Origin of the sequence: Nonomuraea sp. NPDC049129 (assembly GCF_040648495.1) — a bacterium.
Classification (GTDB): Bacteria; Actinomycetota; Actinomycetes; order Streptosporangiales; family Streptosporangiaceae; genus Nonomuraea.
The window spans coordinates 654,591-668,357 of the sequence record NZ_JBEZDU010000002.1; the positions used below are offsets into that span (position 1 = coordinate 654,591).

The following is a 13,767-nucleotide window of genomic DNA, read 5'->3' on the forward strand; positions in this document are numbered from 1 at the left end:
GCGTCAGCGAATGGTGATCAGAGCCGGACTGGACGTAACCACGGCCACCAACCGAGCCACCAGCCGAGCCGGAAAGCGGCTACCGGGACACGACGTGTCCCGTACGTCCTGAGATCACCGCGAGTGATGTCACGGCCCCCGGCCAGACCTGGTGCATGAGGCAGGACAAAGTCCGCCAAATGTCCGGTGTATGCCCTGGCTCAAGGATCTTCGGCGGCTGACACTGAGCCTGGCCGAAACGTGCGGCCTCTTCTGTCGAACCGGCAGCTCAACAGGGCCGTTTCAGGCTGCCCCCGATTACCTTTTGGAGACACAGTGTGGCGATGTTTGCGTGCTCCGCTCGTGGGATTGACGGCCGTATGCGCCGGCTTATTACCCGTGGCGGCACCGGCTGGCGCGAGCGCGTCGGCGGTTACGGCGAGTTCAACAAATTTCACCGTCAACGATCCGGTGGGCTCCGCGTCCTGGGCGGTCGGTGAGGCGAAGCGGTCCGGTAAGCGGGTCGCGGTGACCGCGGAGCAGGCCGAGAGCCGGGACGTCTACGCCAACCCGAACGGCTCGTTCACGGCCGAGCTGCGGACCATTCCGGTCCGCGTCAAGCGGGACTCCGGGTGGGTGCCGGTCGACACGGCGCTGCGGCAGCGGGCCGACGGCGGGGTGGAGCCGGGCGCGACCACGGTTCCCGTCGTCTTCTCCGGCGGCGGCGACCAGCCGCTCGTACGACTCGGGCAGGGCAAGGCACAGGTCGAGCTGCGCTGGCCGGCGCCGTTGCCGAAGCCGGTGCTGAGCCGCGATTCCGCGACGTACCCCGACGTCATCCCGGGGGTGGATCTGCGCATGACCGCCACCGCACAGGGCTTCACCGAGGTGCTGGTGGTGAAGGACAAGGCCGCGGCGGCGAATCCGAAGCTGGCCGAGCTGACGTTCGGCCTGGCGGCGAAGGGCGTGTCGGTACGCGACGACGGGCACGGGAACATCGGCGCCTACGACGACAAGGGCAAGCAGGTCTTCGGGTCCGGCGCGCCGATGACGTGGGACTCGACGCCGTCGGCCACCAGGCGGGCCGTGGGCGAGCTCGAGCTGGGCAAGGACACGCTGGTCCTGCGGCCGGACAAGAAGCTGCTGACCGATCCGGCGGCGACGTTCCCGATGTACATCGATCCGGACTTCGCCGCCGGCCAGACGGGGTTCGCCATGGTGCTGTCCGGCCATCCGTCGCAGGCCTATTGGGGCGGGGACGGGGAGAACCTGGCCAAGGTCGGTTACTGCAACTGGGCGGGCTGCAACGGCATCGGGGTGGCCCGTTCGTACTTCCAGTACGACGCGTCGTTCATGGTCGGCAAGCACGTTCAGGTGGCGGAGTTCAACGCCTTCGAGAACTACGCCCCCTCATGCTCGGCCCGGCCGGTCGAGGCGTGGGGGACGAACCCCGTCAGCGCGGGGACGACCTGGAACAACCAGCCCTTCGCCGGTGGCGGCCCGATCGGCCTGGGGACGGTCAACGTCGCCTACGGCTACAGCTCCGCCTGCCCCGGCAACTGGGTCGGGCTCGACGCGACCGCCGCGGTCAACGCGGCGGTGACGTACAACAACGGCCTCACGGCGATCATGCTGAAGGCGGCGAACGAGGGCGACGCGTACGCCTGGAAGAAGTTCAACACCAACCCCAGCCTGGTCATCACGTACAACAGCTACCCCAGCACGCCGACCGGCCAGACGGTGGAGAACACCGCGTGCGCCGTGCAGCCGAACGAGCCGTACATCAACCCCTACATCGACAACGACCCCAACAAGGGACCGCGCGGGCCGCAGATGTCGGCGGTCGTCTCCGACCCTGACGGCGGCCCGGTGCAGGCCCAGTTCGAGTGGTACACGAGGTTCGGCGCGCGGCTCGGGGTGGCCGCCACGGAGTACAAGGCGTCCGGCTCCACCTTCACCATGGACGTGCCGACGGCGAACGCCGCGGACGGCGCCAATCTGGCCTATCGCGTACGGGGCGCCGACGGCGTCGACTTCGGGCCGTGGGGACAGTGGTGTGACGTCACCATCGACAGAAAGGGCCCGGACAAGGCGCCGAAGGTCACTTCGGTGACCTACCCCGAATGCCCGCCACCGGACTACGACCCCTGCCCCAGAGGCGGCGGCATCGGACGCACCGGCGGATTCACGCTGAGCGCCGACGGCGTCAGTGACGTGAAGGGGTTCGAGTACTCCCTGTACGGCCAGGAGAACACCTTCTCCTCCGTCACCGCCAGTTCGGGCAGCGCGAACATACTGGTCACACCGCCGGAGGACGGCTCATTGGACCTGTACGCCCGCAGCGTCGACCGCGCGGACAACCTGGGGCCGCTGTACCGCTACCACTTCATCGTCGGGCCGGGCACGCCGCCGAGGGGACACTGGAAGCTCGACGGGTACGTCGAGACCAAGGCCGTCGACGAGTCGCCCGCCCAGCACGACGCGACCCTCTCCGCAGCGGCGCGCTGGCGGACCGGCCGCCATGGTGACGCGCTCTGGCTGGACGGCGGCACCGCTTACGCGGAGACCACGGGCGGCGCCACCGTGGACACGGCGAAGACGTTCAGCGTCTCGGCCTGGGTGAAGCTGGACCGGCTCGACACCGCCTACCGGACGGCGCTCAGCCAGGACGGCACCCGGATCAGCGGGTTCTTCCTGCAGTACAACCCGAACACCAAGAAGTGGAACTTCATGATGCCGGCCTCCGACGCCGACGCCGCCGCGCGTCACGTCGCGGAATCGGCGGGCCCGGCGGTCGCCGGGCGGTGGACCCATCTGGTCGGCGAGTACGACGCCGCCGCCAAGGAGATCAAGCTCTATGTGGACGGCGTCGCCGGCGCGCCCGCCGCTCACACCACACCGTGGAGCGCGAGCGGGACGGTGCAGCTGGGCCGGGCCCGATACGCCGCCGGGCCGGTCGACTACTGGCCGGGCTCGCTGGACGAGGTGCGCATCTACGACCGGACCCTGGCCACCGAGGAGATTCACGACCTGGCCGGCAGCCCGGCGGCCGAGGAGCTGTTCCTGCCGCTCGACGACGGGACGGGCACGACGGCGCAGGAGGTGTCCGGCGGCTACCGGGTCGGCGCCCTGGGCAGCGCCGCCTCCTGGACCACCGGCAAGGTAGGGAGCGGGGCGCTGCGGTTCGGCGGCGGCACCGAGACGCTGGCGACCGGCGTGCCGGTGCTCCGTACCGACGCCGGTTTCACCGTCACCGCGTGGGCCAGGCTGGACGCGGCCGACGATCAGTGGCGGACGGTCCTCAGCCAGGACGCCGGCCAGGGGAGCGGCTTCCAGCTGCGCTATCGCGGTGACACCCACAAGTGGTCGTTCGCGCTGCCGCAGTCGGCGACCGACACCCAGCTGACCGCCCTCAGCGCCGATTCGGGCGAGAGCGCGCAGGCCGGAGCGTGGACGCATCTGGCCGGGGTCTACGACCCGGCGGCCCAGGAGATCCAGCTCTATGTCGACGGCGCGAAGGTGGCTTGGAAGAAGGCCACGGCCACGGTGAACGCCACCGGCGCCTTCCAGATCGGCCGGGGCCGGCAGAACAGCGCGGCGGCGACACCGTTCGCCGGAGACGTCGACGACGTGCACGCGTGGACCGGCGTTCGTACCGCCGACCAGATCAAGGCGGACAAGGCGCAGCCCGTCACCAAGCGACGCAGCCTCTACGGGGGCCAGATCGCCCGGTACGTCAACCTCGCCGGGCCGCACATCGTGACGGACGGGCCGGTGCCGGCGGGTTCGCACTTCGAGTTCTCCCTCGGCCTGCCGGCCGGGGCGGACGAGCCCAACACCCGCGTGATCTATTCGTGCCGTAGCGGGACGGCGGACTACTTCCTCAACCCGGACAACTGCGGCACCTACCTCAACCTCGGCAGCGTCGGGCGCTTCTACATCACGCCGCCCGCCGGTGTGCCCACGCGCCTGGTCTACCGGTGCCAGTTCCCCGGCGTGGGACATTTCGCCTCCACGGACCCCGGGTGTGAGGGCCAGACGAAGGAGTTCGAGCTCGGCTACACGCGCGCCTACACCCACCTGATCAGGCACAACACGACGGGCTACCCGTACGACCACGCCAGCGATACCGCCCGGCTGTCGGCGAACTACCGTCCGGAGGGCAACATGGGGACCCTGTCGATGACCCAGCTGCCCGGTACCACGGCGTTGATGAGCTGCCAGGACGGCACCGACACCTTCACCTCCGCCGACGCCGCCTGTGAGGGCAAGACGGTCGTGCGCAGGCTCGGTTTCATCTGGACCAGCGCGCCGCAGTCCGTGCCCGGGGCGCCGAACGCCGTCGGCGTCGAGCTGTTCCGCTGCCGGGCGAGCTGGGGCGACCTGTTCGACTCACGTGATCCCAAGTGCGAGGGACAGACGCAGGACCGCTCCCTCGGTTTCGCCGTCACTGGACTCTGACCCGGAAAGGGATCTCGACTGATGCGCCGTAACCGATGGCGGCTGTGGCCGATCACGGCCTTGGCCTGCTTGTTCGTCGTGCTCATGGCGAGCACTCCGGCCGGGGCGACACCGGCCCAGGTCGTGGATGTCATGGCCCTCCAAGGGCCGATCAAGCCGAGCGAGCCGGACAAGGTCGAGTCCGTGCCCGGCGCGGACTTCGCGCCGCCGGCCGCCCGGCCCGACCCGGAGGCGGCGTCCGGCCGCCGGCCCGCCGCCAAGGCGGACTGGCCGGAGACGGGGGCCGCCGAGGTCACACTGTCGGGTCGCTCAGCGGCGGCCGCCAAGACGAGGGCCGGGTCGCTGCCCGTGTGGGTGGCGGCCACGGGGCGGCCTGGGCCGGGGCGGGTGAAGGTCGAGGTGCTCGACAGGAGCGCCGCCGACAAGGCCGGCGTGTCCGGGCTGCTCGTGTCCATCAAGCGATCGGATGGCAAGGCCGAGCGTGGGCCGGTGACGGTCACGGTCGACTATTCGGCCTTCAAGGACGCGTACGGCGCTGACTGGGCGTCCCGCCTGCGGCTCGCCCCGGCCTCAGGCGATCAGACACCGGTCACCGCCGTACGCAACGACCTCAAAGCCGCGACGGTGTCGGCCGAGGTGTCGGTCGGCGACGCGGGCGGCACGTTGGCGCTGACCGCGGCGCCGAACGGGCCGAAGGGCGACTACAAGGCCACCTCACTGTCCCCGTCGAGTCAGTGGCAGGTCTCGACCCAGAGCGGCGACTTCGCCTGGTCGTACCCGATGCGGACGCCACCGGTGCCCGGAGAGCTCGACCCGCCCCTGGCGCTCTCCTACTCCTCCGGCGCGGTGGACGGGCACACCGTGGCGACCAACAACCAGCCGTCGTGGGTGGGTGAGGGCTGGAACCTGGCGCCCGGGTTCATCGAGCGGTCGTACAAGGGCTGCGCGGAGGATCTCGGCGGGAACAACGGCCAGACCAAGACCGGCGACCTGTGCTGGGAGACCGAGAACGCCACCCTGTCCTTCGGCGAGCAGTCCGGGCCGCTGGTCTACCAGAACGGCGTGTGGCGGCCGGAGGACGACGACGGCACCCGGGTCGAGCACCTGTTCCGTGCCGATCCCCAGGCCAACGGCGACGACAACGGCGAGTACTGGAAGGTCACCACCAGCGACGGCACGCAGTACTTCTTCGGCCTGAACCGGTTGCCCGGCTGGGCGACGGGGCGCGAGATCACGCAGTCGGCCTGGACGGTGCCGGTGTACGGCAACGACACCGACGAGCCGTGCAAGGCGACCACGTTCGCCGCCTCGGCGTGCCAGCAGGCCTACCGCTGGAACCTCGACTACGTCGTGGACGCGCACGGCGACTCGATGAGCTACTTCTACAACCAGGAGAGCAACCGGTACGCCCAGAACAACGGCGCGAGCACGGGCACCTACACCCGTGGCGGCACCCTGGCGCGCATCGACTACGGCACCCGCGCCGGCCAGGAGTACTCCGGCCCGGCGCCGGCCCGGGTGGTGCTCGACTCCGCCGACCGCTGCGTGCCCGGCCAGAACTGCGCCACCCACACCACCGCCGTCTGGCCGGACGTGCCGTGGGACACCGACTGCGCGTCGATCGCCTGCGCGGACAGGTACTCGCCGACGTTCTGGTCCACCAAGCGCCTGGCGAAGGTGACCACCCAGGTGTCGACCGGCGGCGGGAACTACCGCGGCGTCGACCAGTGGGAATTCGCCTACACCTATCCGCCGGCCAACGACGGCACCGGCGACAAGGCGCTGTGGCTGAACAGCGTCACCCAGACCGGACTGGCCGGTACGGCGATCAAGCTGGACGCGGTGACGTTCGACGGCACGATGATGGCCAACCGGGTCAACTTCGTCGCCGACGGCCTGCCCGCCCTGAACAAACCCCGGATCACCAGCATCGTCTCCGAGTCCGGCGGCGCGATCAACGTGAGCTACGCGCCGCCCGACTGCGCCACCGGCGCCCTGCCGACGGCGGCGGAGACCAACATCAAGCGCTGCTTCCCGCAGCGGTGGACGATGCCGCCCGCGACCACGCCGGTCAACGACTGGTTCCAGAAGTACGTGGTGAGCAAGGTCGTCCAGGACGATCTGGTGACCGACACCAAGGACATGGTGACCAGCTATGACTACGTCGGGGGCGGCGCCTGGGCGTACAACGACAACCCGCTGGTGCCCGAGAACCAACGTACCTGGTCGGACTGGCGCGGGTTCCAGAAGGTCACGGTCCGTAAGGGCGACCCGGCCAACGACGAGAACAAACCCGAGTCCAAGACCCAGTACCTGTACTTCCGCGGCATGAACGGTGACCGGCTCAACACCGGCGGCGGCGCCAAGCAGGCCAACGTCACCGACTCCGCGGGCGTGGCGCTGGCCGACGCCGAGCCGCTGAAGGGCTTCCTGCGCGAGCAGATCACCTACGACGGCGTCAACGAGGTCACCGGCGCGATCAACGACCCGTGGACCCGGCTCACCGCCACCCAGGGCAGCCTCCAAGCCAATCAGGTGGAGACCGCCCGGACAGAGACCCGCGATCGCTACACCACCGGCACCTACCGGGTGACCCGCGTGGAGACCACCTACGACGACTACGGCAACCCCACCAAGGTCAACGACCTCGGAGACGTCGCCGTGACCACCGATGATCGGTGCACCGTCACCACGTACGCGCAGAATGTCGCCTTGATGCTGGTGGAGCTGCCGAGCAGGACCACGACGGTCGGGGTGGCCTGCGGCACCGACCCGTCCTACCCGGCCGACGCCATCTCCGACACGCGGCTGTCGTACGACGGGCAGGAGTTCGGCACGGCGCCGCTCCGGGGAGACGTGACCAAAACAGAGGAGGCCAAGTCCTACAACGGATCCACGCCCGCCTATCGGGTGAGCGACACCTCCACGTTCGACTCCTACGGCCGGGTCAAGGAGGCGCGCGACGCGCTGCTCCGGCTGACCACGACGTCGTACACCGAGGTCAACGGGCTGACCACCGAGACCAAGGTGACCAACCCGCTCGGCCACACGGTGACCACCACCCTCGACCCGGCGTGGGGGAGCACCGTCCAGGAGAAGGACGCCAACCAGCGGACCACCTCGCTGACCTACGACGCGCTCGGCCGGCTGGTGAAGGTGTACCAGCCGGGCCGTACCGAGGCGGGCGGTGACACCCCGAACACGCGCTATGAGTACGGCCTGCGCCGGAGCGGCGGGCCGAACTGGGTGCTCACCAGCACGCTGGGCCCCAACGGCAACCGCGTCGTGACGTACGCGCTGTACGACGGCTTCCTCCGCCCCCGGCAGACCCAGGCCGTCAGCCCCGGCGGGGGCCGGATCCTGACCGACACCTTGTACGACTCGCGCGGCCTCGTCAGCGTGAAACGGGCCGCCTACCACCACGCCGACGCCCCCGGGACGACGCTGTACCAGCCGGAGGGCGGCAACGTGCCGAACGCGCTGGTCACCACCTACGACGGCGCGGAACGCAAGCGGGCCGAGATCACCATGACGCTCAAGCCCGATGGCACCATGGGCGAGCGATGGCGCACGGAGACGTCGTACAGCGCCAACTGGGTCAGCGTCATCCCGCCCGAGGGCGGGACCGTGACCACCACGTACACCGACGCCCGCGACCAGGTCTACGCGCTGGTGCAGTGGCAGGGCAGGACCCTGAGCGGCCCGAACGACGTGACCCGCTACGCCTACACCAAGGCCGGCGACCTGGCCAAGGTCACCGACCCGGCGGGCAACGTGTGGCGCTACACCTACGACGTGCTCGGCCGCAAGACCAAGGCGGAGGACCCGGACAAGGGCCCCTCGACCATGACCTACGACGACGCCGACCAGCTGCTGACCACCACCGACGCGCGCGGCAAGACCGTCGTGTCGGTGTACGACGACCTCGGCCGCGCAGCGGAGACCCGGTTGACCTCGGCGACCGGGACGCTGCTCACCAAGACCGTCTACGACACGCTGGCCAAGGGCGCCTTGACCTCCTCGACCCGGTACGTCAACGGGCAGGGCTATGTGAACGCCGTCACCGGCTACGACGCGGCCGGACGCCCGGAAGCGACGTCGGTGACCATCCCGGCGGCGGAGAACCAACTCGCCGGCACCTACACCACGACGTTGACGTACGCGGCCGACGGCAGCCCCGCGACCAAGACCCTCCCCAAACTGGGCGATCTCCCGCAGGAGACGCTGACCTACGGCTACGACGACCTCGGCCGGCCGGACACGGTGGCCGGCGACCTGACCTACGTCACGGACACCGAGTACAACGAACTCGCCGAGATCGCCCAGCGTGAGCTCGGCCCGGCCGGGCAACGGCTGTGGAGCACCACCTACTACGAGGAGGGCACCCGCCGGGTCACCGAGACCCTCACCGAACGTGAGAAGTCCAACGGCGTCATGGTGAACGACCTCACCTACGGCTACGACCCGATGGGCAACGTCACGCGCATCACCGACCGCACCGTGGGCGCGGCGAAGGACAGTCAGTGCTTCACGGTGGACTACCTGCGCCGCGTCACCGAAGCCTGGGCCCAGGGCACCGACACCTGCGCGACCACCCCGTCGGCGTCCGTGGTCGGCGGCCCCGCGCCCTACTGGCAGCAGTACGGCTACGACCAGACCGGCAACCGGCGCACCATGACCGCGAAGGGTCTCGGCGGCGCCGCGGACGTGGCGACGACCTACTCCTATCCGACCGCCGGCGACGGCGTGGTCCGGCCCCACGCGGTCACCGCCACGACCACCGGCTCGACGAACGCGGCGTACGCCTACGACGCGGCCGGCAACACGATCACGCGGCCGGCGGCCGGCGGCGCACAGACCCTGACCTGGGACGACGAGGGCCTCCTGGCGTCGATCACGGCCGACGGCAAGACCACCTCCTACCTGTACGCCGCGGACGGAGACCAGTTGATCCGCCGCGACCCCGGCTCGGTGACGCTGTTCCTCGACGACGGCGAGCTCCGGCTCAACACCGCCACCGGCTCCACCACCGGAACCCGCTACTACGACGGCCTGGGCACCCGCACCGGTGACGGTTTCACCTGGACGGTCGCCGACCACCACGGCACTTCCCAGACCGCCATCAACTCCACCACTCTGGCCGCGACCTCCCGGCGCCTGGACCTGTTCGGCGCCCCACGCGGCGCGGCCACCGCCTGGCCCGCAGGCGACCGCGGCTTCGTCGGCGGCACGATCAACCCGGACACCGGCCTGACCCGGCTGGGTGCCCGTGAGTACGACCCGGCGATGGGCAGGTTCCTCTCGGTCGACCCGGTCATCGACCCACTCGACCCGCAACAGATGAACGCCTACGCCTACGGCAACAACAATCCGGCCACGATGAGCGACCCCGACGGGCTCAGGTACCTGGAGGGCGACAACCCGCCCGTGAGCCACAAGCCCACTCCGGCGAAGAAGCCGAAGAAGCCGATCAAGAAGCTGAAGAGGCCGGCGAAGAAGCCGGTGCGGATGCCACTGAAGAAGGCGAAGAAGCCGAAGTCGATCGCCCATCTGAAGGACTTCGGCGGCAGCTGCGTGGCGGACCGGCTCTACTGCGAGAGCCTGCCGGCGCTGCTGGCCGCGCGGAGCCGTGCCGCACAGCACGACTGGAACGGCGCGGGCGGCCCACGCGGACATGTGGGCGGCGCACCCACGGGAACGACCACCACGTATTCGGACAAGGGGAGCACGAAGACCGTGGTCACCAAGGTCGATGGCATGACGACCAAGGAGAGCAAGTACATCAAGCTCGGGTTCGGGGACAACCCCTGGATTCTCGACTACGAGGCCGATTACCTCAACCACAGCATTAAGAATCCGGGCGGTGTCAGCACCACTACTTACATGGATATAGCGATGAGGGCCCCCAAGGACTACAGCTGGGAGAACATCAAAAAGGGCCTGAACTGCTGGGCCGCGGTGGTCGGAGGCACTGCGGGCACCGTGGCATCGGGTCCTGCCGCCGTGCTGGTCGGTCCCGTCGCGGCAGTGACAGTCGCGACCACTTGTTACTGAACGATCCCTGGCTGAAATCACCGATCCACTGGGACGAGACACGAGTGATTAATCCACGGAAGGGACTGATTGTCCAAGGGAGGGAAGGGAGGGAGTAGGAGCAGGTCACATGCTCTGTCACGAGATGGGATGGGACGGTTATGGCAGATCACACCTTTCGTGATCGCCGGGACGCCGGACGGGCACTGAGCGGTCTACTGACTCAATACCGCGATCGTGACGACGTGATCGTGCTCGGGCTGCCGCGCGGCGGCGTACCTGTGGCCTACGAGGTGGCCGCCGCGCTGGAGGCCCCGCTGGACGTGTTCCTCGTGCGCAAGCTCGGCGTGCCGGGGCACGAGGAGCTCGCGATGGGGGCGATCTCCAGCGGCGGGGTGATCGTGCTCAATGAGGAGGTCGTCCGCGGGTTCGGCATCGAACCGTCGGTCGTGCGGCGGGCGGCCGAGCGGGAGGGCCGCGAGCTGGTACGGCGGGAGCTGGCCTATCGCGAGGGGCGGCCGATGCCGGAGCTGAGCGGACGGACCGTCATGCTGGTCGACGACGGCCTGGCCACTGGTTCGAGCATGCGGGCGGCCCTGCTCGCGGTGCGGCGGCTGCGGCCGGAGCGCATCGTGGTGGCGGTGCCGGCCGCGCCCAGCTCGACCTGCGAGGAGCTGCGGCTGGAGGTGGACGAGGTCGTGTGCGCCACGACGCCGTCCCCGTTCTTCGCCGTCGGGCAGGCGTACTGGGACTTCGACCAGGTCACCGACGAAGAGGTACGGGAGCTGCTGCGGGCGGCGGCACGACCCGGGAACACGAACAGTACGCGCGCGGGCGGCGGGCGGTCAGAGGCGGCGATCATCCGCATGGCCGCCGCGGTCGTCGAGAACGGCGTGCCCCCGGACGAGACCCTGTTCGGGCTGGTCGGGGATGCCTGGCTGGTGCTGATCGGGGAGGCTTCGCACGGCACCGCCGAGTTCTACGCGGCACGGGCGGAGATGACCAGGAAGCTCATCGAACAACGCGGCTTCCACGGCGTGGCGGTCGAGGCCGACTGGCCGGACGCCTACCGGGTGAACCGCTACGTACGCGATCGCGGCGAGGACGAGACGGTGGAGGAGGCGCTGCGCGGTTTCGAGCGCTTCCCGACCTGGATGTGGCGGAACACGGCCGTCGTGGACTTCGTCGGCTGGCTGCGCGATCACAACGACCGGGTCGGCGACGAGACGCGCAAGGCCGGCTTCTACGGGCTGGACCTGTACAGCCTGTACCGGTCCATGCAGGACGTCATCGACTACCTCGACCGGGTCTCCCCTGAGGCCGCCGCGCGGGCCCGCGAGCGGTACGCGTGCTTCGACCACGCCGACGGAGACGCCCAGTCGTACGGGCTGGCGGCGGCCTTCGGCGCGGGGGAGTCGTGCGAGGAAGAGGTGGTCGCCCAGCTCGCCGACCTGCAGCGGCACGCGTACGACTACGCCAGGAAAGACGGTCTGCCGGCCGAGGACGAGCTGTTCCACGCCCAGCGCAACGCCGTGAGCGTACGGTCGGCCGAGCGCTACTACCGCTCGATGGTCACCGGCCGCATCTCCTCCTGGAACCTGCGCGACGAGCACATGGCCGACGCCCTGGACGCACTGGCCGACCATCTCGGCCGCGTCCGTGGTGAGCCCGCCAAGCTGGTGGTGTGGGCGCACAACTCCCACCTCGGCGACGCGCGGGCGACCGAGATGGGCGCCCGGGGCGAGCTCAACGTCGGCCGGCTGATCCGCGAGCGCCACCCCGGCGAATGCCGCCTGATCGGCTTCACCACCTATTCGGGTACGGTCACCGCCGCCGACGACTGGGGCGGCCCGGCCGAGCGCAAGATGGTCCGGCCGGCGCTGCCCGGCAGCGTGGAGGAGCTGCTGCACCAGGCGAGCAGCGGGGAGTTCCTGCTCTGGTTCGACGTGGCCAAGCCCGCCGCGGACGTGCTGCGGACGGCGCGGCTGCAACGGGCCATCGGGGTGATCTACCGGCCTCAGACCGAGCGGCAGAGCCACTACTTCCAGGCCCGGGTGGCCGACGAGTTCGACGCGTTGATCCATATCGACGACACCCGCGCGCTGGAACCGCTCGAGCGGACCGCCGTCTGGGAGCGGGGCGAGGCGCCCGAGACGTACCCGTTCGCGGTCTAGCCTCGGGAGGGATCATGAACATCGCGGAAGCCGGCGTGCGGATCCCGATCGGTGACGTGGCCCTGGAGGCCGACGTCGCCGTGCCCGCCGAGCCGCGCGGAGCGGTGCTGTTCGCGCACGGCAGCGGCAGCGGGCGCCACAGCCCGCGCAACCGCTACGTCGCGGGGCGGCTCCAGGCCGCTCGCCTGGTCACCGTACTGGCGGACCTGCTGACCGCGGCGGAGGAACGGCGCGACGCCGTGACCGGCGAGCTCAGGTTCGACATCGGCCTGCTCGCCGACCGCGTGGCCGCGCTGACCGACTGGGCCAGGGCCGACACCAGGACCGCGGAGCTCGGCATCGGCCTGTTCGGCGCCAGCACCGGCGCCGCGGCGGCCCTGGTCGCCGCGGCGGAGCGGCCCGACGCGGTGCGGACCGTCGTCTCCCGAGGCGGGCGTCCCGATCTGGCGGACGACGTCCTCACCCGGGTACGCCAATCCACCCTGCTCATCGTCGGCGGCGAGGACCCGGCGGTCATCGACCTCAACCTCCGGGCGATGCGGCGGATGCCCGGCGAGGTCCGCATGGAGATCGTGCCGGGCGCGTCCCACCTGTTCGTGGAGCCCGGCACGCTCGAGCAGGTGGCCCGGCTGGCCACGGACTGGTTCGTCACCCGCCTCTGAAGTGTCAGCAGATCGTTTCGACGATCGGTGAAGCGTGGTTCCGTCGGGTCCGTCGCGCACTAGCGTCTATTCGCGGTACAGGCGTACGCGCGTAAAGGACAGGCCCATGGGAGAGCGGCTGGAAATCCATCGGCACGTGGTCGATGGCGGGGTGGCGCGATGGACGGACGCGGCCGTCCAACTGCGGGACAAGCTGGCCGAGGCCAGGGGCAGGATCGAGAGCCTGCACGCCGCCGCGCCGTGGGGGCACGACTCGGCCGGCCGGGAGTTCGAGCAGGCGTACCTGGCCGACGACGGCCCCAACGCCATGCTCCGGGCGGGCGCCGAGTCGGCGGACTTCGCGGTGGCGGCCGGTCCCGCGGTCACGGAGAACGTGGCCAACTCGGCCGGTGCCGACGCCGACCTGGTGGCGCCCAGACGCGTGATGCCGTCCTGATCATGCGTGGGGAAGGGAAGGC

Annotated in this window: 5 protein-coding genes; all 5 read left to right on the plus strand. The window is 70.1% G+C overall.

Annotated features, from left to right (window positions below):
- Positions 1-450: 450 nt before the first annotated feature.
- The 5 genes from AB0B64_RS08090 to AB0B64_RS08110 all read left to right on the plus strand — a co-directional run bounded on the left by AB0B64_RS08090 (position 451) and on the right by AB0B64_RS08110 (position 13,745).
- On the plus strand, positions 451-4,440 hold the full coding sequence (locus tag AB0B64_RS08090) for a LamG-like jellyroll fold domain-containing protein (RefSeq protein WP_358175588.1): 3,990 nt from the start codon (positions 451-453) through the stop codon (positions 4,438-4,440).
- A 21-nt stretch (positions 4,441-4,461) separates the two neighbouring features.
- Positions 4,462-10,494: an RHS repeat-associated core domain-containing protein gene (locus AB0B64_RS08095; RefSeq protein ID WP_358175591.1), complete on the plus strand. Its 6,033-nt coding sequence runs from the start codon at positions 4,462-4,464 to the stop codon at positions 10,492-10,494.
- Between the two features lie 140 nt (positions 10,495-10,634).
- On the plus strand, positions 10,635-12,647 hold the full coding sequence (locus AB0B64_RS08100; protein ID WP_358175594.1) for an erythromycin esterase family protein: 2,013 nt from the start codon (positions 10,635-10,637) through the stop codon (positions 12,645-12,647).
- A 14-nt stretch (positions 12,648-12,661) separates the two neighbouring features.
- Positions 12,662-13,309, plus strand: coding sequence for a dienelactone hydrolase family protein (locus tag AB0B64_RS08105; protein WP_358175597.1), 648 nt, complete (start codon positions 12,662-12,664; stop codon positions 13,307-13,309).
- Between the two features lie 106 nt (positions 13,310-13,415).
- Complete coding sequence (locus AB0B64_RS08110) at positions 13,416-13,745, plus strand: hypothetical protein (protein WP_357941413.1); 330 nt, start codon at positions 13,416-13,418, stop codon at positions 13,743-13,745.
- The last annotated feature ends 22 nt before the right edge of the window (positions 13,746-13,767 follow it).

Bases quoted from the DNA above. Each gene is read 5' to 3' on its own strand.
- AB0B64_RS08095 (WP_358175591.1), top strand. From the start codon at position 4,462: ATGCGCCGTAACCGATGGCGGCTGTGGCCGATCACGGCCTTGGCCTGC.
- AB0B64_RS08110 (WP_357941413.1), top strand. From the start codon at position 13,416: ATGGGAGAGCGGCTGGAAATCCATCGGCACGTGGTCGATGGCGGGGTG.
- AB0B64_RS08105 (WP_358175597.1), top strand. From the start codon at position 12,662: ATGAACATCGCGGAAGCCGGCGTGCGGATCCCGATCGGTGACGTGGCC.
- AB0B64_RS08100 (WP_358175594.1), top strand. From the start codon at position 10,635: ATGGCAGATCACACCTTTCGTGATCGCCGGGACGCCGGACGGGCACTG.